Source organism: Citrobacter sp. Cb080 (assembly GCF_030334745.1).
GTDB lineage: Bacteria > Pseudomonadota > Gammaproteobacteria > Enterobacterales > Enterobacteriaceae > Citrobacter > Citrobacter braakii.
Genome location: NZ_JAOWDG010000030.1, coordinates 57,003 through 81,367, shown reverse-complemented (window position 1 = coordinate 81,367; position 24,365 = coordinate 57,003). Strand labels below are relative to the sequence as shown.

Genomic DNA, 24,365 nt, shown 5'->3' with positions numbered 1-24,365 from the left:
GGAACAGAGATGATGCAGCCCATTTCAGGTACACCCGCACGCCCTCCCGGCGAAGGCCAAAATGCCCCTTCTGCTGCGGGTGAACAACCGTTATCCACACAACAACGTACTGTGCTGGAACGACTGATTACCCGTCTGATTTCACTCACCCAACAGCAAAGCGCCGAGGTGTGGGCCGGAATGAAGCACGATCTGGGCGTCAAAAGTGATACGCCGCTGCAATCACGTCACTTTCCTGCCGCGGAGCAAAACCTGAATCAGCGGCTGGGTGTTGCTCAGCAAAATCATGCTAATCGTCAGGTTCTCTCACAGCTCACTGAATTACTGAGTCAGGGAAATAACCGCCAGGCGGTAAGTGATTTTATCCGTCAGCAGTATGGGCAAACGGCGCTCAGCCAGCTCACGCCTGAGCAGTTGAAGAACGTGCTCACGCTGCTGCAACAAGGGCAGCTTTCTATACCGCAACCGCAACAGCGCCCGGCCACCGATCGTCCGTTATTACCCGCAGAGCACAATACGCTGAACCAGTTGGTTACCAAACTGGCGGCGGCCACGGGAGAGTCAGGTAAGATGATCTGGCAGTCAATGTTAGAGCTGTCTGGCGTAAAAAGCGGTGAGCTGATCCCCGCCAAACAGTTTACTCATCTGGTCACCTGGCTGCAGGCGCGCCAGACGCTCAGCCTGCAAAGCGCCCCGACGCTACAAACGCTCCAGGCGGCCCTGAAGCTGCCATTAGAGCCGAATGAGCTGACGGCAATAAAAGAGTACGCGCAGCAGACGTATCAGATCCAACCACAAACGATTCTGACCACGGTGCAGGTGCAGGACTTGCTGAATCAAATCTTCCTGCGCCGCGTAGAACGGGAACGCGAGCTAAACGATCCGCGCCATCTTCAGCCTATTTACAGCCCGTTCGCGCCGATGATTGAAACGGTTAAATCTCTGTCGGCACGACCGGGATTGCTGTTTGTCGCGTTAATGATCGCATTAGCCATTTTCTGGCTGGTCGCTTAACCTTTGCTCAGCGTAAGCAGCGTCACGACAATCCCCACCACGGCGGATATCGCTCCGGCAAGGAATACCGAGGGATAACCGTACGCGGTGGCCAGCACCCCGGCGACCGGGCCGCTTATGCCGTAGGAGATATCCTGAAACGCGGCGTAACCGCCCAGCGCCGTACCGCGAACCTGCGCGGGCACTCGCTTCACAACCTCTACGCCCAATGCCGGGAAGATAAGCGAACATCCTGCCCCGGTTAATGCCGCCCCGAGCAGCGCAATCCATGCTGATGGGGCCTGCCACAGCAGAATCAGCCCCGCGGTTTCAACCAGTAAGGAGACAACGGCTACCTTCACGCCTCCGAACCGATCCGGCATCCAGCCAAACAGAATGCGCATCAGCACAAACGCCCCACCAAACGCGGTCAGGGTGAACCCCGCCATCGTCCAGCCGTTGCTGACAAAATAGAGTGAAATAAACGTACCGATCACCGCAAAACCAACGCCCTGCAGCGCCAGGCCCAGGCCCGGTTTCCAGATAAGCCCTACCACGCTCCATAAAGAAGGGCGTTCTCCTGCATGAGCAGGCACTTTGCGAACGGTGCCGTTGAATGCCCATGCCAGCAGCGGTAATACCATTGTCGTTCCCGCCAGCGCCGCGAAGCCAAAGTGGCTATGGATTAGCAAGCCCAGCGGCGCACCGGCGGCCAGCGCACCGTAAATAGCCATCCCGTTCCACGACATCACCTTACCCGAGCGTGTTGGACCGACCAGCCCAAGCCCCCAGGTCAGCGTTCCGGTGAGCAGTTGGCTTTCGCCAAAACCGAGGATCAAACGCCCGACGATTAACAATGCAAATTTTACAGGGACAGAGACAGGCAATAGCGCGGCTAACAACCACGCCGCACCCGCCAACCCACAGGCAAACATCCCCTGTAGCGCCGAACGTTTGGCGCCATATTGATCGGCTAAGCGCCCGGCGTAGCCGCGCGTTAATACCGTTGCCAGAAACTGTACGCCTACGGCGATACCAACCATGGTGTTGCCATAGCCCAGCTCCTGATGCACAAACAGAGGAATAACGGGCAAAGGTAGGCCGACCGTCATATAGGTCAGGAAAACTGCAAAAGCGATACGAAACAGCGAAAAGTTCGCCGAAGGTGTTTTTTCTTGTTGGGTTACAGCTGTCATGCGTTACTCCAAAATGCAGAGTAAGGCGAGGAATGTCCACGCCCCCTCTACCTGACTTTCAGGATTAAGGTGCGTTGGATAACGTTAAACGCTTACGCATTATCAGATAGATAATGTTGAGTGCGAAGTCTGCCTGTGAGCCACTAAATTTGTCAACCCTGAAATCTCACCAGGTCGGTTCACGGTAAAGACGACTTTTCGTCGAATAAAAAAGGAAATACCGCATCAATTCCTTTTGTGCCAAACAGTCCGGTCACCTGCTTGCGCTGCCCTAGCGTCAGCAGTCTGAACATCATATCCCAGATCTCTTTCGGTTCCGCTTCCTGTACGGAACGGCTCTCTAAGGCCAGCACCTTTTCAGTTTCTTTCAGGTAAGGACGGACATACAAAGGGAAAATGGAGATATGGAACTCCTCAGCCTTTGATTTAACACGTTTGCGCTTCACGCCCTCTTTGCCTTCACTGTACATGTTTAAACGGGAACGAACCGCAGGCGCGCTTCCTGGAAACCCCGGCAATTCAAGACATTCCTTTACCGTGAACCACTCTTTTGCCATTAGTTTCTTTCCTTTCTGCCTGTGGAATAAAAAATATTTTTTCTTTTGCGCGAAATTTCAGTTTTATTCTGGCAATATTCCAGTGACCAAAAAGAAAGTTACATTCTTTTGTTTCTCTGGTTTATACCCTGAAAAATATCGGCGCCGATAACACATTTCCTTAGGATTACAGAATGGAACACAAAAGCCAAGACTGGCATCGTGCAGATATTAAAAGTGCACTGGAAAAAAAAGGAATCACGCTCAGAGATCTTTCTCGTGCGGCTGGATTATCACCCGATTCACTGCGCAATGTATTTACCCGAAGCTGGCCCAGAGCGGAACAGATCATTGCGCAGGCGCTCGAAACCTCGCCAGACGTGATTTGGCCGTCACGCTATCCACACCAGCAGCCAGAGGATAAAACAAGTAATACTGAATATTAAATAGTTCACTCGTAATTTATCGAGCATATAAATTAATAAATATCCCAGCTTAATATATTGAGAATATTAATAGCACTATTTGCCATTTCCAATTGCGTAAATACTGTTAAAGCATCACGTAATTGCTATTACGTATGTTATTAACAGGAGTCGTTATGAGTTGGGATAAAAAGGTGGCGGTCAATTACGCCAAATCGCACGCGAGTTCACATTCACAAGGGCGCTGTGCGGAATATACCCGCAAAGCTGTTCAGGCAGGCGGCGTTACTCTTGGGCGCACTTACCATGCCAAAGATTATGGTCCGATGCTGAAAAACGCCGGTTTCAGCGCCATTGGCGCGCTTGAAGAGCCGCGCGAAGGGGATGTCATCATCATTCAACCTTATGCTAATGGAAACCCGAGCGGTCACATGGCGATATATGACGGTCATGACTGGTATTCCGACTTCAAACAGCGAGACATGTGGGCCGGTCCAGGTTATCGGACCGCAAAGCCGTCATACACCATTTACAGGAAGAAGTAATGAAAACCTTTCCACTGATTGTTCTCATCCTGCTGATTTGTGGCTGTACCCCTTCTCACCGTGACAGCACGCAGGATGTGAAACAGTTCTATCTTTCGTGGATGAAGAACTACACTCAGGATCCGGATGCGCCCCGCGAAACATCAGCATTACTGCAACGCTATGTCGCCAAAGAGGTTATCGGGCGTCTGGCGCTAATTGATACGCTTTATGAGCAGGAGATCGTGCAAGCGGACTACTTTATGTATGTGCAGGATTACGCACCGGCATGGATCCCGCTGTTGCGGGTTGGACAGGCGCAGCCATTCCTCGGCGGTGAAAAACTGAACCTGCAGTTAGGCACTGAGTCAGCCCCTATTCGACTGGAGGTTTATACCCGTTGGGAGGAAGGACGGTGGAAAATTTATCGTGTCCGGGACGCGGGTCGTCATTACGAGCAGCCCATTTACAATGCCGGAGAGATTACGCGAGCCAGAGCATGGTCCGCTGAGATCGCGCCGGAATACGAAAAAATGCCGAAGTAAACACGGTAAAAAGGGAGCCTGTTGGCTCCCTTTTTTCGTATTCAAGCTGAGACTTACGCCTTCAGCTTACGCATAACCAGCGTAGCGTTGGTGCCGCCAAAGCCGAAGCTGTTGGACATCACGGTGGTCAGCGCCTGCTCGGTCGGTTTGGTCACGATGTTCAGACCTGCTGCCTGCTCATCCAGCTCTTCAATGTTGATGCTTGGCGCGATAAAGCCATGTTCCAGCATCAGCAGAGAGTAGATAGCTTCCTGCACGCCAGCCGCGCCCAGTGAGTGACCGGTCATCGCTTTGGTTGCGGAGATTGCCGGGCTGTTATTGCCAAACACTTCGCGGATTGCGCCCAGTTCTTTCACGTCGCCTACCGGAGTCGAGGTACCGTGAGAGTTCAGGTAGTCGATCGGCGTGTCTACACCGTGCATCGCCATCTGCATGCAACGTACTGCGCCTTCGCCAGACGGAGCAACCATGTCTGCGCCATCGGACGTTGCGCCGTAACCGACGATTTCCGCATAGATGTGTGCGCCACGTGCCAGAGCGTGCTCCAGTTCTTCAACCACGACCATACCGCCGCCGCCAGCAATAACGAAACCGTCGCGGTTTGCGTCATAGGTACGGGAAGCTTTTGACGGATCGTCGTTGTATTTGGTAGACAGCGCGCCCATTGCATCGAATTCACACGCCATTTCCCAGCACAGCTCTTCGCCGCCGCCAGCAAAAACGATATCCTGTTTGCCCAACTGAATTTGTTCTACCGCGTTGCCGATGCAGTGCGCAGATGTCGCACAGGCAGAGCTGATGGAGTAGTTTACGCCGTGGATTTTGAACGGCGTTGCGAGGCAGGCAGAAACGCCGGACGCCATCGCTTTGGTGACCACATACGGGCCAACCGCTTTCAGACCACGTGGGCTACGCATTGCGTCAGCGCCGAACACCTGAAAACGTGGGGAGCCGCCGCCGGAACCTGCAATCAGGCCAACGCGCGGGTTGTTCTGGTAATCTTCTGCAGCAAGGCCGGCATCAGCCACTGCCTGCTCCATTGATAGGAATGCATAGATGGATGCGTCGCTCATGAAGCGCACTACTTTGCGGTCAATGAGGCCAGTGGTATCCAGTTTTACGTTGCCCCAAACGTGGCTACGCATGCCGGAGTCCTTCAGCTCCTGAGAGAAAGTGATCCCTGAACGTCCTTCACGCAGAGATGCCAGGACTTCCTGCTGGTTATTACCGATGCTGGAAACGATGCCCAAGCCAGTAATCACTGCACGTTTCATTCAATACCTCTGTAAGTCGCACTATTTTAAAGTTTCGAGTGGCACAATAGCGTACACTTGTACGCCGAACAAGTCCGATCAGCCATTTTATGTGGAAATTTGCGCAGCCAGGCACTCATCGCTAAGATCGGGGCACAGCCTGTCAGACGAGTAACTTACGTGAAACAATACGCTATACAACCTGCCAACCTTGAATTCAACGCTGAGGGTACACCTGTTTCCCGAGATTTTGACGATGTCTATTTTTCTAATGATAACGGGCTGGAAGAGACACGTTACGTCTTTCTCGGCGGTAACAATCTCGCACAACGATTCCCTGCGCATTCACGTCCTCTCTTCGTGGTGGCAGAAAGCGGGTTTGGCACCGGACTTAACTTCCTCACGCTCTGGCAGGCATTTGCCGATTTTCGCGATACCCATCCAGAAGCTACCCTGGAAAGATTACATTTCATCAGCTTTGAAAAATATCCGCTAACGCGAGAAGATCTCACCTTAGCCCACCAGCACTGGCCAGAACTTGCCCCGTGGTCCACGGCACTGCAAGAACAATGGCCGCTGCCGCTGGCGGGATGTCATCGCCTGCTGCTTGATGATGGGCGCGTCACGCTGGATCTGTGGTTTGGCGATATTAACGAACTGACCAGTACGCTGGATGACTCTCTGAATCAAAAGGTGGACGCCTGGTTCCTGGACGGTTTCGCACCGGCAAAAAACCCGGATATGTGGACGCCAACGCTGTTTAACGCGATGGCCCGACTGGCTCGTCCCGGCGGGACGCTGGCAACCTTTACATCGGCAGGCTTTGTACGTCGGGGGTTGCAGGAAGCCGGATTTACAATGCAAAAATGCAAAGGCTTTGGGCGCAAACGCGAAATGCTCTGTGGCGTGATGGAACAGACTCAGGCGCTCACGTCCTCGGCGCCATGGTTTGCGCGTACGGGAACAGATAAGCGCGAAGCCGCCATTATTGGTGGAGGAATTGCCAGCGCATTGCTGTCACTGGCGTTATTGCGCCGCGGCTGGCAGGTCACGCTGTATTGCGCCGACGATAAACCTGCCGGAGGCGCATCCGGTAATCGCCAGGGGGCGCTCTACCCCCTACTTAGCAAACATGACGCGGCCATTAATCTCTTTTTCCCCACTGCGTTTACCTTCGCCCGTCGACTGTATGACGCCCTCCCCGTTGAGTTCGCACATGACTGGTGCGGCGTGACGCAACTCGCGTGGGATGAGAAAAGCCAGCAAAAAATCACCCAGATGCTGTCCCTTGAACTGCCCGCTGCGCTCGCCGTCGGGGTTGACGCACAGCAGGTTTTACAAACAACAGGTGTGGAAACCGGATGCGGCGGGATTCAGTATCCGGCCGGAGGATGGCTGTATCCGGCGCAGTTAACCGCCGCGGTACTGGACTATGCAACAACCCTGGGATTACACACCCGCTACCACCATACGCTGACCTCACTGACTCGCCAGACAGCAAGCTGGCAATTGCAGTTTTCCAGTGGAGAAACCGCCTCTCACGCAGCAGTCGTTCTGGCTAACGGCCATCTCATTAGCCGCTTTGAGCAAACGCAGCCGCTACCGGTGTACTCCGTGGGCGGTCAGGTGAGTCATATTCCCACCACACCTGCACTTTCAGCGTTACGTCAGGTGCTGTGCTATGACGGCTACCTCACGCCGCACAACCCGCAAAATCAGCAGCACTGCATTGGCGCCAGCTATCATCGAGGGAGTGAAGAGACAGCGTATCGCGAGGACGATCAGCAACAAAACCGTCAACGCTTAATCGACTGCTTCCCGAACGCTGTGTGGGCAAAAGAGGTAGACGTTAGTGACAATGCCGCCCGCTGTGGGGTGCGCTGCGCCACGCGCGATCACATGCCAATGGTCGGCAACGTCGCGGACTATGACGCCACGCTCAGCCAGTACACCACACTTGCTGCAGACAAAGAGCACGCCGTAAGCGCGCCGGTTTATTCCGATTTATTTATGCTGGGCGCGCTGGGATCGCGCGGGCTGTGTACTGCCCCACTGTGTGCAGAAATTCTGGCGTCGCAAATGAGCAATGAACCGATTCCCATGGATGCCAGCACGCTGGCGGCGCTAAATCCAAATCGTCTGTGGGTCAGGAAGTTATTGAAGGGTAAAGCGGTGAAATAAAAGGATGGCCTGATGACGCTACGCTGATCAGGCCTACAAACACCCCAACAAGGTAGGCCGGATAAGACACCAGAGCGTCGCCATCCGGCACAATTTACCGCAATTATTGTGCAGTAGCCTTCTGGAACAGAGTGTCCCACATTTCTTTCACTAACGCCTGGTCACGCGGCGATAGTTCGCCTGCGCTGATGGCTTTTTCCAGGCTGCTGGTCACATTGGCGTACAATGCCTCAGCGGAATGGTCCTCGCCAGCGTCCAGTTCGGCCACGGCCAGCGTCAGGTGTCCACGCAAATAGCCACTGGCAAACAACTCATCATCGCTGGCGTGCTCTACCATATCGTCGATTAATGCCAGAATGCGTGATTCAAACTCCGCGATCATCTTCTTTCCTCATTGTAAACGTGGCAGCGACTTCAGTTGAGCGCTTCGGGCCACGGGAATTGTTCCGCCTTAAGTTCAGGCGTGTGATAATAATTCTGTAACGCGTTAATGAAGCGCGCCGGACGTTCAGGGATCCCCTTGTCCAGGTACTCCATCACCTGAGCATGGACACGGCGCTGGAATACCACGCGATCCGGTTCAAAGTCCCCTTCAAGGTTGTCGCAACTGACGTTAAATGGGTAGCCCGCCGCCATGCAAAACAGCCAGTCAAACGCCTGCGGCTTCACTTCCACGTCTTCAAACTGGCATTGCGTCTTCGCGTCGCGTCCGTCCGGACAATACCAGTAACCGAAGTCGACCAGTTCACGCCGCGCCTTACCGGCGATGCACCAGTGTGAAATTTCGTGTAACGCGCTGGCGTAATAGCCATGCGCAAAAACGATACGGTGATACGGTAATTCCGCATCCGCAGGAAGATAGATCGGTTCGTCATCGCCTTTAATCAGACGGGTATTAAATTCATCGGCAAAGCAGCCGTTAAAAATCTCAATTAACTGTTCGTAGTGATGGGTATTATTCATTAGTTCATCCCCAGCCAGTGGAGAATCTCCTGTCCATGATTATCATAAAGTAGCTTGGCACTCATCACGGCGGAGACAATGACGATCATTGGCCGAATGAGTTTTTGTCCTTTACTGAGCACCAGCCGTGAGCCCATCCGTGCGCCAATAAACTGGCCAATGAGCATCACAAATCCGGTCGCCCAAATCACTTTGCCGCCGAGGGCAAACAGCAACAGCCCGCCGATATTCGATGTGGCATTTAATACTTTGGCGTGGGCCGTCGATTTCGCCAGGTTGTAGCCGCACAGCATGACAAAAGCCAGCGCGTAGAACGACCCCGCAGCCGGACCAAAAAAGCCATCGTAAAAGCCGACGCAGCCCCCGGCCACCAGCGCGAAAGGCAACCCATGCAACCGACGCTGTCGGTCCTCTTCCCCCAGTTTCGGCATCAACAGAAAGTAAAGGCCAATACAGATAACCAGAACCGGCAGGATCTGGCGCAGAATATCTGACTGCACGTGCTGAACCAACAGCGCGCCGCTCATTGAGCCGATAAAAGTCATGAAGATATTGAGCTTCTGATCCGCCAGATTAACCACGCCCCGGCGAATAAAATAGAGGGAGGAAGAGATAGATCCTCCACAGGCCTGTAGCTTATTGGTGGCCAGCGCTTGCGCGGGTGGCATCCCGGCCGCCATCAATGCCGGAATAGTGAGTAAACCACCGCCTCCGGCCAGAGAATCAATAAAACCTGCCAGCATCGCCACGAAAAAAAGCACACCTAACAGCAGTGGCGACACCATAAACAGAGAGGCAAAATGATCCATTAGAGTACATGCTCGTCCAGTAGCGCCTGGCAGGAAGGCGGCAACGGCGGCGGTGTCTTCTTCTCAGGCTTGGTGGTTCCAGGTTTCGGAGGTTCGAACCAGCTTTGCAGCTCCGCGCCGCAGCCGTCACCCGGTGGTGGTAACGGTTGATCTTCGCACTCAAGACTGTCGGCAGGACAACGCAACCGTACGTGCATATGCGCACGATGCTGGAACCATGGCCGCACTTTACGCAACCAGTCCCTGTCGGTCCCTGCATCCAGACAAAGTTGCTGCTTAATCGCCGGATTCACGAAAATACGCGTGACTTCATTATCTTTTGCCGCCAGCCTGATCAGGCTGAAAATCTCCGGCTTCCAGAGTGACGGCACGACACGTTTGCCATCCTGTGAGACCAGATCTAACGCCTGCGGCCGCAGCAGTTGCGACTGGGTCCAGCGGGTTTTCGGCAGTTGCAGGAAAATATCTACATCCAGTCCCGTCTGGTGGCTGGCGTGACCGCCATTGAATCGCCCACCGGCCGGCATGCCCATATCGCCGATTAACACCGTACCCAGCCCCAGATTGTTGGCCTGATTACTCAGACGCTGGATAAACATCACCAGATCCGGATGGCCAAAGTAACGGCGCTGATCGGTGCGCATCACCTGATAGTGTTCTGACTGTACAGGCAGCGTATCTGCGCCAACAATACAGCCATTGGAGAACGCGCCGATAGACTGCGCGCTGCCTGCAACCGGATGGGTAATTTTCTGCCAGGGCGTCGCCGCCAGACAGGCGGTGCTGGCAAACAGAGCCAGCGCCGCAAGTGCCGTTTTTTTCATCTCTTACCAGCGTGGAATATCGGTCTTCACGTCCGCATTTTGCGCCCGCTGACGCAGCAGGTGATCCATCAACACGATCGCCAGCATCGCTTCGGCGATTGGCACGGCGCGGATCCCAACACACGGATCGTGACGACCTTTGGTGATCATTTCGACTTCTTCACCAAAGCGATTAATAGTGCGCCCTGGAACGGTAATACTGGAGGTCGGTTTCAGCGCCATATGAGCAATGATTTGTTGCCCACTGCTGATCCCACCAAGAATGCCGCCCGCATGATTACTCTGGAAACCTTCTTTGGTGATTTCATCACGGTTCTGGCTGCCGCGCAGTGCAACAACGTCAAAACCGTCGCCAATCTCAACGCCTTTAACGGCGTTAATGCTCATCAGCGCGTGAGCGATATCAGCATCCAGGCGGTCAAATACAGGTTCGCCGAGACCCGCTGGTACGCCGCTTGCAACTACGGTCACCTTCGCCCCGATGGAGTCGCCCTCTTTCTTCAGCCCACGCATCAGTTCGTCCAGCGCCTCGAGTTTATCCGGATCTGGACAAAAGAACGGGTTAAGTTCCACCTGGGACCAGTCTTTGATCTCCAGCGGAATATCACCCATCTGCGTCAGACAGCCGCGAATTTCAACGCCGAACTTTTCCGCCAGATATTTTTTGGCAATCGCTCCGGCCGCAACGCGCATCGCCGTTTCACGTGCGGATGAGCGTCCGCCGCCACGGTAGTCACGCAGGCCATACTTCTGCTCATAGGTATAGTCGGCGTGTCCTGGACGAAAAACGTCCTTAATCGCACCGTAATCCTGTGAACGCTGATCGGTATTTTCGATCAACAGGCCAATGCTGGTGCCGGTGGTAACGCCCTCGAACACGCCGGAGAGGATTTTCACCTGATCCGGCTCACGACGCTGCGTAGTGTAGCGCGATGTGCCCGGACGGCGTCTGTCGAGATCGTGCTGTAGGTCAGCTTCTGTCAGAGAAATGCCCGGCGGAACACCATCGACAATACAACCGAGCGCCAGCCCGTGTGATTCACCGAAAGTGGTTACGCGAAAGAGTTGCCCAATTGTGTTTCCTGCCATCACGGCTCCGTTATGAGTGTTGTGTATGTGCGCGTGTATTTAGTCTTTATAAATGCTGAAGTGCTCGCGAGCAGCAACTAACTGCTCTTTGGTCAGCATGAATACACCTTCACCGCCGTTGTCGAACTCCAGCCAGGTGAACGGTACATCCGGGTATTGCTCTATCAGATGTACCATGCTGTTTCCGACTTCACAAATCAGAATACCGTTATCTGACAGGTAGTCCGGAGCGTTACCCAGAATGCGACGGGTAAGTTTTAGTCCATCGCTGCCGGACGCCAGACCCAGCTCAGGTTCATGACGATATTCGTTTGGCAGATCGGACATATCTTCCGCATCGACATACGGCGGATTGGTCACAATCAGGTCATACTGGACTTTCAGCAGATCGCGGAACAGATCGGAACGGATCGGCGTAACATGATGGATCAGGCCGTGCTCTTCAATATTGTGTTCGGTCACCGCCAGCGCGTCGGTGGAAATATCCACCGCATCCACTTCGGCCTCCGGGAAAGCATAGGCGCAGGCAATGGCAATACAGCCGCTGCCGGTACACATATCCAGGATATGCTGCGGCTGCTCATTAATAAGGCCCGCAAAGCGGTTATTAATAAGCTCGCCAATCGGCGAACGTGGTACCAGCACGCGCTCATCAACATAAAACTCATGCCCGCAGAACCAGGCTTTGTTGGTCAAATAAGCGACCGGAATGCGCTCGTTGACGCGGCGAATCACGCGTTCAACAATGCGATGGCGCTCGCTGGAAGTCAGACGCGCGGTACGCATATCTTCTGGAATATCCAGCGGCAGATAAAGTGACGGCAGCACCAGTTGTACGGCCTCGTCCCATGGGTTATCCGTGCCATGGCCATACCAGATGTTCGCCGCGCTAAAACGGCTGACCGCCCAACGCAACATGTCCTGAATGGTATGCAGTTCACTCACTGCTTCATCGACGAAAATTTTATCCACGTATTCCTCCAGGGCATGCTCGTATTAATTTCGGCGGCTAGTTTGCCACGAAGACGGCGATAAATCAGCATTCACACAGGGCCTGAGCGCGAAAATTGCGTTTTAAGCGATCGGATGCCCGCCGAGTCGGGTTAAACTAACGAAAAATAAAAGATGAGACTCTCGAATGAAAAAGAAAACATCGCTCAGCGAGGAGGATCAGACGCTGTTTCGCCAGCTGATGACCGGCACGCGTAAAATTAAACAGGACACCATTGTTCACCGACCGCTACGTAAAAAAATTACCGAGGTTCCGGTTAAAAGGCTGCTGCAGGAACAAGCTGATGCCAGTCACTATTTCTCGGACGAGTTTCAGCCGCTGCTGAATACGGACGGCCCGGTAAGATATCTGCGTGCCGACGTCAGCCATTTCGAACTGAAGAAAATGCGCCGTGGCGATTACTCCCCGGAGCTGTTTCTCGATCTGCACGGGCTGACCCAGCAGCAGGCCAAACAGGAGTTAGGCGCGCTGATTGCCGCCTGTCGTCGTGAGCATGTGTTTTGCGCTTGCGTAATGCATGGTCACGGAAAACATATTCTTAAGCAGCAAACGCCGCTCTGGCTGGCGCAGCATCCGCACGTGATGGCCTTTCATCAAGCGCCAAAAGAGTACGGTGGCGACGCCGCGCTGCTGCTGCTGATTGAAGTGGAAGAGTGGCAACCGCCCGAACTTCCCTGATGCAGAAAAACAGAAAGAGCCGCATTTGCGGCCCTTTGATTTTCCGGATGACGGCTGTGCCTTATCCGATTCCAGGCTTTTTAAATCGCTTTTGCCATTTTTAGGTTACACGGGCTCATCTGCCAGTTAAAAGTACCCTTCCCGCTCTCATCAAGCGTTACGCTGGCAATCGCTGATGTGGTAAACATCGGCGGTGTTTCGCCTGGGCAAAGTTCAGACACCAGATACCCCACTAAAGGTAAGTGAGAGATGACCAGCGCCGTGGCGATACCTTCATTGGCCAGAGCCTGTAAATAGGCGCTGACCAGACCGACATCGCCGCAGGGAGTCAACTCCGGCAAAACATCCACACCGGTTGGCAGGTTCATACACTCCCCCACCACATCCAGCGTTTGTTCGGCTCGTAGGAACGGGCTCACCAGAACACGTTCGATATCCACTTTTTGACCTTTCAGCCAGTTCGCCATCAGGCGAGATTCGTCACAACCACAGGAGGTTAAGGGACGAACCGAATCACTGGCGGCATCGAGGGCTGCGTCGCCGTGACGCATGATAAAAACTTGCATATTGCACCGCTTTTGTTAACCAGAATCACCGACACCTTTATCCACAGCCCCTATTGACCGTGGTAACGATGTGGTGGCCGGCATTGTGCCTTATCCATTCACCGAATGAAACGCTGTTTTTTACCTCAACGGCGTAAGTATAGTCAATCTCTGTTTACATTTTGAGCGCGACCCATACATTCAGTGCGGATTCATCCTACCTTTGACCTCATGAATTCAGGTCAGTTTCCCCATTACTCCAGAATCTTTCACCGCGTTCCGCCATCTGCAATAACTGCTCACACGGCGTAAACCGCGAGCCGTATTGCGTGGTCAGTCGTTGCAGAGCAGCAACCACTTCACCCGCGCCGAGCGAATCCATATACCGGAACGGGCCGCCGAGGAAGGGCGGAAAACCAATACCAAATACAGCGCCGATATCGCCATCACGCGCGCTGCGGATAATCTTCTCATCGAAACAGCGTGCTGCTTCATTGAGCATTAACATGACGCACCGCTCAGCGATCTGCGCGGCGGTGAGTCGGCCCAGCCCCTGGACGCCAATAAGCGTATAAATTGCAGGGTCGACCTGTTTTTTGCTTTTACGCCCTTTCGCTCCATAAAGATAGAAACCCCGACCATTTTTTCTACCTTTGCGATCGTCATTCAAAATTGAAGCAACAACATTTGCAGGCACGCTAAAACGTTCTCCATATGCAGCCTCAAGCACTGGTATAATTTTAGTGCCCGTATCAATTCCGACCTCATCCAAAAGTTGGATTGGCCCGACCGGAAAACCAAACTTAACCAGCGCGGCGTCAATGGCTTCAACCCGCTCGCCTTCGGTCAGCATACGAATAGCTTCGTTAATGTATGGCGCTAAAATGCGGTTAACATAAAATCCGGCCTTATCTCTGACCACTATCGGAGTTTTGCCCTGCTTTTTCGCCAGTTTAACGGTTGTGGCAATTGTCTGCTCAGAGGTCGTGGCATGCGGGATAACCTCGACCAGCGGCATTTTTTCCACCGGGCTAAAGAAGTGCAAACCAATTACTTGTTGAGGCCTGGCAGCGTTCGCCGCAATATCGCCAATCGGCAAAGATGAGGTGTTAGAGGCAAAAATGGTATGAGATGCGCAATTTTGCTCAACTTCTGCCACCATCTGTTGTTTTAACACCAGATCTTCAAATACGGCTTCAATAACCAGATCGCGATGAGCGAAGCCACGGTAATCGGTTGATCCCGAAATCAGCGCCAGCTGTTTATCACGCTCGCTGGCTTTGATATGACGGCGGCGAACCTTCGTTTCAAGCTGATCCCAGCTGTACTTCAGCGCGTGGTTGATTCCCTTGGCATTTATATCTTTGATACGCACTGGCAAGCCGCCTTTACAGGCCGTCACATAGGCAATACCGCCCCCCATCAGACCGCCGCCCAAAATGCCTACACTGTTTAGCGGGCCGGGCTTCACATCACTTCCGGGATCCTTTTTCACATCGGTGTTGGCAAAAAAGATGTGCCGCAGCGCCTGAGACTGAGATGTCATCGCCAGTTCGCCAAACGCGCGGGCTTCGGCGTCGTAACCGCTGCTGCTGCCTTGCGCCAGGCCGGTTTCGATGACCTCAAGGATACGTTCTGTTGCAGGGTAGTTGCCCTGCGTTTTTTGCGCCGTCTTTTTACTGGCCATGCGGAATAACAGCGCCCGCCCCAGCGGCCCCGCTAGCACACGCTCTCGCACCGGCAGAGTACGGTGTGCGGGACTATCCTTTTTGGCCAGTTCTACGGCCGCTTCCAGCAAAATGGTATGCGGTACAACTTCATCCACTAAACCCACTTTCAGCGCCTGTTTTGCGCGTAGTTGTTTTCCGGTGAGGATCATATCCAGCGCGGTACTGACGCCAATCAGACGGGGCAACCGCTGGGTACCGCCAGAGCCGGGCAGCAGACCAAGCTGCACTTCCGGTAAACCCAGTACGGTTTTAGCATCATCGGTACAAATACGATTGTGGCACGCCAGCGCCATCTCCAGGCCACCGCCGAGACAGGCGCCATGAATTGCGGCGATAACGGGGATCGGCAAGGCATTAATTTCCGCCATAATCTGCTGCCCCTGGCGTGCCAGCGTTTCAGCTTCCTGCGCGCTGCGACAGCGACCAATCATGTTGATATCCGCCCCGGCAATGAAGTTATCGGGTTTCGCCGAAATGAACACCACGCCGCGTAATGCTTTGTTATCGCGAATTTGTTTCAGAATGACCCGAACCTGAGAGGCAAATTCCGCCTTCAGGGTATTCATTTTCTCTCCGGGCACATCAATGGTGACAACAGCGACGTTATCCAGACGTACGTTTAGCGTAAAAGCCGATGCCATTTCCATTATTCCGCCTCCAGAACCATTGCCGCACCCAGCCCACCTGCAGCACAGGCTGTCACTAAACCAAAACCACCGCCACGACGTCGTAACTCATGGAGGGTTTGGGTGATCATGCGAGCACCGGTGGCGGCGAAGGGGTGTCCATAGGCAATCGATCCGCCCAGCACGTTAAATTTACTGTCATCGACCTCGCCCGTGGCATGCGCCCTGCCGAGCACTTCGCGGGCAAAACGTTCGCTACCCAGCAGTTGAAGATTCGCCAGCGTTTGTGCGGCAAATGCTTCATGCATATCGATCAGGGTTAAATCAGCCATGGTCAGACCCGCTCTCTCCAGGGCAAGCGGCGTTGACCACGCCGGCCCCAACAGCATGTCCTGCCAGACATCGATGGCGGTAAAGGCAAAACTACGCAGGTATCCCAGCGGCACCAGCCCCAACTCTTTCGCACGCGATTCCGTCATCATAATCACGGCGGCTGCGCCGTCCGTTAGCGGGGTACTGTTCGCCGCGGTAACGGTGCCGTGCTTTCGGTCAAAAGCCGGACGCAGTTTGGCGTAATCGGCCAGCGTAGAGTTGCCGCGAATATTGTTATCTTCTGAAAAAGGATCTTTGAAAGGTGGCGCGTAGGTGGTCATCACCTCATCTGCCAGTTTTCCTTCAGACCACGCCTGAGCGGCGCGCTGATGAGAACGGTGCGCCAGGGCATCCTGTTGCTCTCGCGTAATCCCATAAGTTTTGGCCATTTGCTCGGCCGTATCCCCCATGCGTAAACCGGTGGAATACTCGGCGACGGCTGGCGGTACAGGCATCAGGTCACGTAAGCGCAGTCGGGAGAAAAGCTTAAGACGCTGACCGGTGGTCCGGGCCTTATTGACATCCACCAGCACCCGCGCCAGCTTTTTGCTAACGCCAATAGGCAGAACTGACGAGGAGTCCGCACCGCCGGCAATTCCTGCGCGAATAGTCCCCGCCATCAGGCTTTCCGCGACATTCGCCACCGCCTGGAAGCTGGTGGCGCAGGCTCGGCTTACGCTGTAGGCATCGGTGTGCACATTCATCCCGGTTCCCAGCACGATTTCACGAGCAATATTTGGGGCTTCGGGCATTTGCACCACCTGGCCAAAGACCAGTTGCTCAATCACATCAGCAGAAATTTCGCTGCGCGCCAGCAGCTCGCCAACGACCATTTTCCCCAAATCTACGGCGGGAATGCCATGAAACGCGGTTGCCTGGCGGGCAAATGGCGTACGCAATCCGCTTACGATGGCGATGCGATCGCCCTGGCGGGTAACCAGCGGTAAAGCCTGACTCATAACACTCCCCTGTAAAAAATAAAAATAAGTGGTCTGACCTGATCACAGTCTTAACCAATTTTTTACATTTAGCCAAGCAGGGAGAAAAGAAAGTGGGAGCTAAGACACAGTGAATAATCACTGACAGTGACGAAAAAGCCCTTGCTACCGGGTAACAAGGGCTTTTAAAGAAGGGATTAACGCAGACCCAGTTGGAAGATCAGCGTTTCAGCTTCACAGGCAAAAACAAAGTCGATATCCAGACGCACACCTTCAGACTCTTCAGTAAAGGTCGAGGTGATTTGGCAAGGCTCAGATTCCACGCCACGCGCCTTCTCAGTCAGAGCGGCCAGCGTTTCTTCTGCCTCTGCACGATTCGCGAACACACGGCTGTATGACGCGGTGCAATCGGAGTTGTCCATGATGGTGCCAACATCCATACAGCAGCAAACCGGGGTTTCATCAGCACTGCATTTACTCATTGTAGATTTCCTCTGTATTCGCACCTGTGGTGCCAGATAAACGATGGGGATATTTTACGCTCCCATTATTCGCCTCTCCAGTCGTTAATTGTATGAAATGGGATAAGTGACCGAAATCACACTTAAAAATGATCTAAAACAAAAATCACCCAAACAGGTGAGTGTGCATACCCGCAATTTTGCCAGCTGGATCGCGTTTCCGAGATCAGAATTGAAAATATTTATAAACATACTTGCAACATTTCAGCTGGTCAGACCTATACTCTCGGCACTGGTCTGATTTCTAAGTTGTACCTCAGACCCTACACTTCGCGCTCCTGTTACGGTATGTAACATTGTTTGTATAAAAATAAATCAATGAGGTTATGGTCATGAGCCAGAAAACCCTGTTTACAAAGTCTGCTCTCGCAGTCGCAGTGGCAATTATCTCCACACAGGCCTGGTCTGCAGGCTTTCAGTTAAACGAATTTTCTTCCTCTGGCCTTGGCCGGGCATATTCGGGTGAAGGCGCTATTGCAGATGATGCAGGTAACGCCAGTCGTAACCCGGCGCTGATTATGATGTTTGACCGCCCTACTTTTTCAGCGGGTGCGGTGTATATCGATCCAGACGTGAATATTTCCGGTAAATCGCCATACACCGGTCGCAGCACCGATGCGGACAACATCGCGCCTACGGCGTGGGTTCCCAATGCTCACTTCGTGATGCCGATCAACGAACAGTTTGGTTGGGGGGCTTCTGTCACGTCAAACTATGGCCTGGCAACCGAATTTAACGATAACTACATCGTCGGCGAATACGGCGGGAAGACCGATCTTAAAACGGTCAACCTGAACCTGAGCGGTGCCTACCGTCTGAATGATAGCTGGAGCTTTGGCGTTGGTTTTAATGCCGTCTATGCCGATGCAAAAATTGAGCGTTATTCCGGTGAACAAACTGCTGCATTGCCAAAAGTCAGCCAGAAAATTGCCAGCCTGAAAGGTGACGAATGGGGTTACGGCTGGAACGCCGGTATTTTGTACGAGCTGGATAAAAATAACCGCTACGGTTTAACGTATCGGTCTGAAGTCAAAATCGACTTCGATGGCGATTACAAGAGCGGCATCCGCACCCAGGCCAACGCGTTACCTGGCGCAGGCACGGCGTTCCCTTGGGGAACCACCAACGCCACCGTCCCAGGTTCTCTGACGCTTAACCTACCGGAAATGTGGGAACTGTCGGGTTACAACCGCGTTGCACCACAGTGGGCTATTCACTACAGCATGGCTTACACCAGCTGGAGTCAGTTCCAGGAGCTGAAAGCAACCGGCACCAACGGGCAGACGCTGTTCTATAAAGAAGAAGGGTTCAAAGATTCTTACCGCATCGCGCTGGGTACGACTTATTACATGGATAAAAGCTGGACCTTCCGTACCGGTATCGCCTATGACGATAGCCCGGTTCCTGCGAGCAAGCGTTCCATCTCCATTCCAGACCAGGACCGTCTGTGGCTGAGTGCGGGTACCACTTACGCCTTCAATGATGACGCGTCCATTGACGTAGGCGTTTCTTATATGCACGGCCAGAAAGTGACCGTCAAAGAAGGCCCATATACTTTCGATTCTGAAGGTAAAGCCTGGCTGTTCGGTACCAACTTCAACTACGCATTCTGATTTTCTTCAGATATAAAAAAGGTGAGCTTTTTAGCTCACCTTTTTATTTTCATCCTTCCTTACTCGGAATCGATCTCTTTTAAATCGTCCTGAATATCTTTCGCGTTCGGGTTTTCTTCTGGTTTGAGTTTGCCACCGTTCGCAATAAAGTCATGACGCTGGAAGTAAGCTTCTCGCACCATGATGTAGGGGTCGGAAGACTGACGCAGCAGACCGTCGGAATCAAGCAGTTGCGCGCGGGTTTCAATCCCTTCAACCGTCCATTTACCTATCGACAACGGCCAGGTCAGCCAGGACAGTACCGGATACAGCGTATCCACCATGTCGCCGCCATCATCACGCAGCGTGAAGCTGCCGTAGAATGGAAGCTGCATATACGGTCCATAACTAACGTCATAGTGGCCTAACGTACTACCAAAACGGTGTGGTTCAACACGCTGTAACTTCGGATTAGCCATACCCGCCACGTCGATAAATCCGCCCATACCTAACAGGGTGTTCAGGAAGAAACGGGTGAAGTGCACCATCCCCTGATAGGGGTCGCCTTGCAGGAAATAGTTGACCATAACGGCCGGCTCTTCAAGGTTGCCGGTAAAATTGCTCAAACCGTTACGCGCCGGCTGCGGGACATAATCACGCCAGGCAACTGCCACCGGTCGAACAACGTATGGATCTAAAACATTAAAGTTGAAGTTGTACATGGTGCGGTTGAACCCTTCAAATGGGTCCGAACGCCCCTGCTGTTCAGTACCAGAGCTCGCACACCCCACCAAAAGTGTGGTTCCCAGCGCAAGCGCCGACAGGCGAAGCTTCATAAGTGTCTCCCTGTGTATTATGGCTATCGCTGATTGCCATCCATGACGGAACGATGACGTATCCGCCTGTTTAGATGTGAGCGATTGTAACAGCACGTCAAATGATGTCTATATACCCTGTGTTACTGATTTGATCATAGCCTGGTAATGCGTACTCCGCGGCGGCTCTATTCTAGCTACCCCAATAAAAACAAACGTTACCATTTTTGCTATCTCAGACTTTCTCCCGCTGATTTTCGGGCAAAAGCCGCTACGCTTTAGCAATACGTGCTAATTCAGGATTCGGCTATGAATGACATTGAGAACGAAAAGATTGATCGGCACAGCGACGAACTCCAGGTCGACAGTGACGAAAAGCTAGAGGGTAAAAAGATTGAGGTCGATGAGGACAGACTCCCCTCCCGCGCCATGGCGATCCATGAACATATCCGCCAGGATGGGGAGAAAGAAATGGAGCGCGACGCGATGGCGCTACTGTGGTCAGCCATCGCTGCGGGACTCTCGATGGGCGCCTCGCTACTGGCTAAAGGAATTTTTCATGTGCAACTGGAAGGTGTGCCTGGAGGATTTTTGCTGGAGAACCTCGGTTATACCTTCGGCTTTATAATTGTCATTATGGCTCGCCAGCAACTGTTTACCGAAAATACCGTCACCGCCGTCCTGCCGGTAATGCAAAACCCTACGCTCGGCAATTTTGGCCTGCTGATGCGCCTGTGGAGCGTGGTTCTGCTGGGTAATATTATTGGCACCGGAGTTGCGGCATGGGCATTTGAGCATATGCCGATTTTTGATGAAGAAACCCGCGATGCTTTTGTCAAAATCGGCATGGATGTGATGAAAAACACGCCAACGGAGATGTTTTCCAACGCCATCATTTCTGGCTGGTTAATTGCCACAATGGTATGGATGTTTCCCGCCGCCGGGGCAGCAAAAATTGTGGTCATTATTCTGATGACCTGGCTGATTGCGCTGGGCGATACCACGCACATCGTCGTCGGTTCGGTGGAAATTCTCTATCTGGTCTTTAATGGTACGCTGCACTGGAGTGATTTCTTCTGGCCCTTTGCGCTACCAACGCTCGCCGGGAATATCTGTGGCGGGACGTTTATCTTCGCGCTGATGAGCCATGCGCAGATCCGCAATGATATGAGCAATAAACGCAAAGAAGAAGCCAGGTTGCAAGCCAGGCGGGATGAGCAAAAGCAGAAAAACCAGAAAAAACAGGCTTGAATGGTGACGGTTTGAGCAGTTGGGCGGCCTGAGGCTTACCGTTGTGAGTAAAAAACGCTATACTCGTGCCGCTTCGTCCCCTTAGTTAAATGGATATAACGAGCCCCTCCTAAGGGCTAGTTGCAGGTTCGATTCCTGCAGGGGACACCATTAAGTCATTTCACACCACTTCAGTTCACTTCACAACATCAGCAATACCAAGCCTTTCAACAGAAACCACACTTACACAGCGTTCAATTACCTTCATGACATTACAGCACTCTGATGGTATAAGTGATGGTATTCATCAGTTCGATATCCAGATACCATCAATTACCTCTTGAGGGGGTGCCATTTATGGCTATAAACGAGCTTTCACCCAAACAGATCGAGAATGCCAAGCCACGAGACACCGATTACAAAATAACCGATGGTGGCAGTCTGTACCTCTTGGTCAAAAAAACGGGTGGCAAATACTGGCGCATGAATTATCGCTTTGCTGGTAAACAGGCGACATTAGCATTGGGCGTGTATCCGGATGTTCCACTGACAACAGCACGTAAACGCAGAGATGAAGCCAGACAGCTTCTTGCCGACGGCAAAGATCCACGTGAAGCAAAAAAAGCTGAAAGCACTGAACCAACGTCACCGACTTTCGAGGCTATAGCCCGTGAGTGGCACGGCGGAACGATGGGACATCCTGAGTGGAAAGAGATCACCCGTAATAAAATATTGAGGGAAATGGAAAACCACATATTTCCTCTCATTGGTAGTAAACCCATCGACAGCTTAAAAACACGGGATCTGCTACCTTTGCTTATCAGCATGAACGAACAAGGCATTGGTGCTACTACGGGAAGAGTAAAGACAACGATGAGCAGCGTATTCCGCTATGCGGTTCAGCGTGGAATAGTCGAGTACAACCCAGCTCACGACCTGAAAGGTGCTTTGACGAGTCCTAAAACTAAACACCGCCCCGCCCTTCCTCTGGATCGCCTGCCAGAATTGATGACGAAAACTGCAACATACACAGGCAGATCTCTCACCAAACTCGCAGTATTACTATCTCTTCATACGTTTGTTCGCTCCAGCGAACTTCGCCACGCTCGCTGGGACGAGATAAATTTTGATACTGCCATGTGGACAATCCCTGGTCAGCGAGAAGAAATCGCAGGTGTAAAATTCTCTGAACGTGGGGCTAAAATGGGCAGTGGGCATTCAGTACCATTGTCTTCGCAGGCAATTGACGTATTGAAATCGATTAAAAGCATCAGCAATGAGTACACACTGATTTTTCCTGGCGATAGCAACCCCTATAAGCCTATGAGTGAGAACACGGTTAATAAAGCGCTCCGTACTATGGGTTATGATACTCAGGCCGATGTTTGCTTACATGGTTTCCGGGCAATGGCCTGCTCTGCTCTTACCGAATCAGGATTGTGGTCACGGGATGCCGTAGAGCGGCAAATGAGCCATCAGGAACGTAATGAGGTACGTGCGGCTTATGTTCATCTGGCGCAGCACATGCAGGAGCGCCGCCGAATGATGCAGTGGTGGTCAGACTATCTTGAAGCAAACTCTGATCAACATGTTGCACCATATGACATGAAGAAATTACGGGTTGTTGGCAATTAACCGAACAAACTGGGGCTAGCCCGGTCAGGCGAAAAGCAGTAACACCTGATGCCTGCCTCAGTTTTTATCAGATGCGCAAGAGGATGAGGTGATGGATAGCAACGTCTGGAAAGAGAACCGAATCGCGCCTTTAGAATACTGCTCATTCGAAAGAGCTGCTAAATTGCTCAATTGCGAATGTGAAGACTTAATTCACTGGAATAAAATAGGTGCTATCTCAATAGCTTTTGAGCCTAAAAATTTAGCTGGTGATTTGTCTGTTAGCTTTTACGAAAATGCCGCTGATAATATTGAACGATATAACCTCTCGTACAATATCACAGCCGAGTTGAGCTTTTATGGTTCTATTTTTAACTCTAAACGAGGACATAAAGAAGGTGTGTATTTCCATCAATCCCGTTATGGATTTAATTTTTCAGGGTACATTAATGGATTGTGGATTATTAGCTCCGGAATTATAAATGAAAATAATGGAGTATTCATAACAAATAAAAACCACAAAGGACATAATTTATTTCACCCTGTTAGTAGATCTGATGAAATTTGCTCTGTCTTTTTTATTTACAAAGGAGAGGAGGAGTTTTCACTTGAATTGAGTGAGCTTTTCATAACAAGGTTAGATATCGAAAAAATCTGGACAGCTACAATCCTTGGTGAGCCAATGGATAGCTATTTCACGGGTAAACCTCGAGAAGATAAACCTATTATTCCAAATGCTGTATCGCTAACACAAAGTGCAAGGCATGATAAAAATAGGCAGAGACTCGAATCTGCGGCTAAAAAGGTACTTGCCAATCACCGGAGTGAATGTGTCGACAAAGGTGGTAAATTGGTTTTTACAAAATGGGCTTCAGCCACATTGAAATATAGAAATGATTATGGAGGCTTTATTCATTCGAGCCAAAGAGGAATAAGTAAAATACTCAAGGAAATGCAGGAAGAGGAAATTGCTCAACATAATGCAGAGTAAACTTACCCTGCTACTGCGTAAGCTTACCCTGTATTTAAATCGTTCTACGCACCTCCTAACATTTGTCGTGATGATTACACTAACGACATAACATGGCAGGTGAAACCTATGATTACACAACCCTACCCTCACACCGGGCATGCCCGACCACGAGCTACTGCTGATTTTCTCAAAGTCAGCACTGTCACTCTTTGGCGCTGGGAAACAAGCAAACCCGATTTCCCGAAGTCCATTCGTCTTTCTGAACGCGTCACTGTCTACGACGCTGCAGAGATCCGATCCTGGCTGGATTCGAAGAAGCACAGCTAACCCTGGAGTAAAAACTATGAAATTAGAAAAATCTGGCTTAACTGCCAGTGGCCA

25 protein-coding genes and 1 tRNA gene are annotated in these 24,365 nt (G+C 52.2%); 12 read left to right on the top strand and 14 right to left on the bottom strand.

What is annotated here, in order from left to right; all coding sequences use genetic code 11:
* The first annotated feature begins 12 nt into the window (after positions 1–12).
* A complete protein-coding gene (gene flk, locus OGV38_RS05460) occupies positions 13–1,014 on the top strand; it encodes a flagella biosynthesis regulator Flk (RefSeq protein ID WP_016153864.1) in 1,002 nt (333 codons plus the stop codon).
* Here the strand turns inward: flk and OGV38_RS05455 are convergent.
* The gene (locus OGV38_RS05455; RefSeq protein ID WP_088583049.1) at positions 1,011–2,189 is read right to left on the bottom strand and encodes an MFS transporter; all 1,179 of its coding nucleotides are present in this window, start codon (positions 2,187–2,189) and stop codon (positions 1,011–1,013) included. The two genes, flk and OGV38_RS05455, sit on opposite strands and share 4 nt — an antisense overlap.
* 179 nt (positions 2,190–2,368) lie before the next feature.
* Complete coding sequence (locus OGV38_RS05450; protein WP_286473026.1) at positions 2,369–2,746, bottom strand: hypothetical protein; 378 nt, start codon at positions 2,744–2,746, stop codon at positions 2,369–2,371.
* 173 nt (positions 2,747–2,919) lie between these two features.
* Between OGV38_RS05450 and OGV38_RS05445 the strand changes: the two genes are divergently transcribed.
* The 3 genes from OGV38_RS05445 (at position 2,920) to OGV38_RS05435 (ending at position 4,219) form a co-directional block, all read left to right on the top strand.
* Positions 2,920–3,171 (top strand): helix-turn-helix domain-containing protein, encoded by a 252-nt coding sequence (locus OGV38_RS05445; protein ID WP_049281494.1) that lies wholly within the window; start codon positions 2,920–2,922, stop codon positions 3,169–3,171.
* 155 nt (positions 3,172–3,326) lie between these two features.
* Entirely contained in the window at positions 3,327–3,695 is a 369-nt protein-coding gene (locus OGV38_RS05440) for an NlpC/P60 family protein (RefSeq protein ID WP_016153868.1), read from the top strand.
* Positions 3,695–4,219: a YqhG/Tai3 family protein gene (locus tag OGV38_RS05435; RefSeq protein WP_269517376.1), complete on the top strand. Its 525-nt coding sequence runs from the start codon at positions 3,695–3,697 to the stop codon at positions 4,217–4,219. The genes OGV38_RS05440 and OGV38_RS05435 overlap by 1 nt, the downstream gene beginning before the upstream one ends.
* Positions 4,220–4,272: 53 nt before the next feature.
* On the opposite strand, the gene fabB is transcribed toward OGV38_RS05435, so the two are convergent.
* Positions 4,273–5,493 (bottom strand): beta-ketoacyl-ACP synthase I, encoded by a 1,221-nt coding sequence (fabB, locus tag OGV38_RS05430; protein WP_016157055.1) that lies wholly within the window; start codon positions 5,491–5,493, stop codon positions 4,273–4,275.
* 159 nt (positions 5,494–5,652) lie between these two features.
* Here fabB and mnmC point away from each other — a divergent pair, with 159 nt between their 5' ends.
* Positions 5,653–7,653, top strand: a complete 2,001-nt coding sequence (gene mnmC, locus OGV38_RS05425; protein WP_286473025.1) for a bifunctional tRNA (5-methylaminomethyl-2-thiouridine)(34)-methyltransferase MnmC2/FAD-dependent 5-carboxymethylaminomethyl-2-thiouridine(34) oxidoreductase MnmC1 — start codon at positions 5,653–5,655, stop codon at positions 7,651–7,653.
* Positions 7,654–7,756: 103 nt separating this feature from the next.
* Here mnmC and OGV38_RS05420 read toward each other — a convergent pair whose 3' ends face one another.
* Genes OGV38_RS05420 through prmB form a run of 6 tightly spaced genes read right to left on the bottom strand, consistent with a single transcriptional unit; the run spans position 7,757 to position 12,310 of the window.
* A complete protein-coding gene (locus tag OGV38_RS05420; RefSeq protein ID WP_016157057.1) occupies positions 7,757–8,035 on the bottom strand; it encodes a YfcL family protein in 279 nt (92 codons plus the stop codon).
* A gap of 32 nt (positions 8,036–8,067) precedes the next feature.
* Complete coding sequence (locus OGV38_RS05415; protein WP_005129723.1) at positions 8,068–8,616, bottom strand: elongation factor P hydroxylase; 549 nt, start codon at positions 8,614–8,616, stop codon at positions 8,068–8,070.
* Positions 8,616–9,425 carry a sulfite exporter TauE/SafE family protein gene (locus OGV38_RS05410; protein ID WP_286473024.1) on the bottom strand — a complete coding sequence of 270 codons (810 nt, stop codon included), beginning with the start codon at positions 9,423–9,425 and terminating at the stop codon, positions 8,616–8,618. Before OGV38_RS05410 ends, OGV38_RS05415 begins: the two co-directional genes overlap by 1 nt.
* Positions 9,425–10,249, bottom strand: a complete 825-nt coding sequence (gene mepA, locus OGV38_RS05405) for a penicillin-insensitive murein endopeptidase (RefSeq protein WP_016153875.1) — start codon at positions 10,247–10,249, stop codon at positions 9,425–9,427. Before mepA ends, OGV38_RS05410 begins: the two co-directional genes overlap by 1 nt.
* Before the next feature lie 3 nt (positions 10,250–10,252).
* On the bottom strand, positions 10,253–11,338 hold the full coding sequence (aroC, locus tag OGV38_RS05400; protein ID WP_003028170.1) for a chorismate synthase: 1,086 nt from the start codon (positions 11,336–11,338) through the stop codon (positions 10,253–10,255).
* A 39-nt stretch (positions 11,339–11,377) separates the two neighbouring features.
* Complete coding sequence (gene prmB / locus OGV38_RS05395; RefSeq protein WP_016157058.1) at positions 11,378–12,310, bottom strand: 50S ribosomal protein L3 N(5)-glutamine methyltransferase; 933 nt, start codon at positions 12,308–12,310, stop codon at positions 11,378–11,380.
* Positions 12,311–12,476: 166 nt separating this feature from the next.
* Between prmB and smrB the strand changes: the two genes are divergently transcribed.
* The gene (gene smrB / locus OGV38_RS05390; RefSeq protein ID WP_016157059.1) at positions 12,477–13,028 is read left to right on the top strand and encodes an endonuclease SmrB; all 552 of its coding nucleotides are present in this window, start codon (positions 12,477–12,479) and stop codon (positions 13,026–13,028) included.
* A gap of 80 nt (positions 13,029–13,108) precedes the next feature.
* On the opposite strand, the gene sixA is transcribed toward smrB, so the two are convergent.
* The 4 genes from sixA to OGV38_RS05370 form a co-directional block, all read right to left on the bottom strand.
* Complete coding sequence (gene sixA / locus OGV38_RS05385; protein ID WP_003028179.1) at positions 13,109–13,594, bottom strand: phosphohistidine phosphatase SixA; 486 nt, start codon at positions 13,592–13,594, stop codon at positions 13,109–13,111.
* 208 nt (positions 13,595–13,802) lie between these two features.
* Positions 13,803–15,950 (bottom strand): fatty acid oxidation complex subunit alpha FadJ, encoded by a 2,148-nt coding sequence (gene fadJ, locus OGV38_RS05380; RefSeq protein ID WP_286473023.1) that lies wholly within the window; start codon positions 15,948–15,950, stop codon positions 13,803–13,805.
* The gene (gene fadI / locus OGV38_RS05375) at positions 15,950–17,260 is read right to left on the bottom strand and encodes an acetyl-CoA C-acyltransferase FadI (protein ID WP_016153879.1); all 1,311 of its coding nucleotides are present in this window, start codon (positions 17,258–17,260) and stop codon (positions 15,950–15,952) included. The genes fadJ and fadI overlap by 1 nt, the downstream gene beginning before the upstream one ends.
* A 176-nt stretch (positions 17,261–17,436) precedes the next feature.
* Positions 17,437–17,721, bottom strand: a complete 285-nt coding sequence (locus tag OGV38_RS05370) for a YfcZ/YiiS family protein (protein ID WP_003834838.1) — start codon at positions 17,719–17,721, stop codon at positions 17,437–17,439.
* Between the two features lie 371 nt (positions 17,722–18,092).
* Here OGV38_RS05370 and fadL point away from each other — a divergent pair, with 371 nt between their 5' ends.
* A complete protein-coding gene (gene fadL / locus OGV38_RS05365) occupies positions 18,093–19,373 on the top strand; it encodes a long-chain fatty acid transporter FadL (protein WP_016157062.1) in 1,281 nt (426 codons plus the stop codon).
* 59 nt (positions 19,374–19,432) lie between these two features.
* On the opposite strand, the gene mlaA is transcribed toward fadL, so the two are convergent.
* Positions 19,433–20,188: a phospholipid-binding lipoprotein MlaA gene (gene mlaA, locus OGV38_RS05360; RefSeq protein ID WP_286473021.1), complete on the bottom strand. Its 756-nt coding sequence runs from the start codon at positions 20,186–20,188 to the stop codon at positions 19,433–19,435.
* Between the two features lie 288 nt (positions 20,189–20,476).
* Between mlaA and OGV38_RS05355 the strand changes: the two genes are divergently transcribed.
* From OGV38_RS05355 to OGV38_RS05335, 5 genes are all read left to right on the top strand, one after another.
* Positions 20,477–21,418 (top strand): formate/nitrite transporter family protein, encoded by a 942-nt coding sequence (locus OGV38_RS05355; RefSeq protein ID WP_047416338.1) that lies wholly within the window; start codon positions 20,477–20,479, stop codon positions 21,416–21,418.
* 75 nt (positions 21,419–21,493) lie between these two features.
* Positions 21,494–21,568, top strand: a tRNA-Arg gene (locus OGV38_RS05350).
* Between the two features lie 186 nt (positions 21,569–21,754).
* Positions 21,755–23,032, top strand: a complete 1,278-nt coding sequence (locus OGV38_RS05345; RefSeq protein WP_003028195.1) for a tyrosine-type recombinase/integrase — start codon at positions 21,755–21,757, stop codon at positions 23,030–23,032.
* 91 nt (positions 23,033–23,123) lie between these two features.
* Positions 23,124–24,002, top strand: a complete 879-nt coding sequence (locus OGV38_RS05340; RefSeq protein ID WP_003028196.1) for a hypothetical protein — start codon at positions 23,124–23,126, stop codon at positions 24,000–24,002.
* A gap of 108 nt (positions 24,003–24,110) precedes the next feature.
* Positions 24,111–24,311 (top strand): helix-turn-helix transcriptional regulator, encoded by a 201-nt coding sequence (locus tag OGV38_RS05335; RefSeq protein ID WP_003028198.1) that lies wholly within the window; start codon positions 24,111–24,113, stop codon positions 24,309–24,311.
* Positions 24,312–24,365 lie beyond the last annotated feature (54 nt).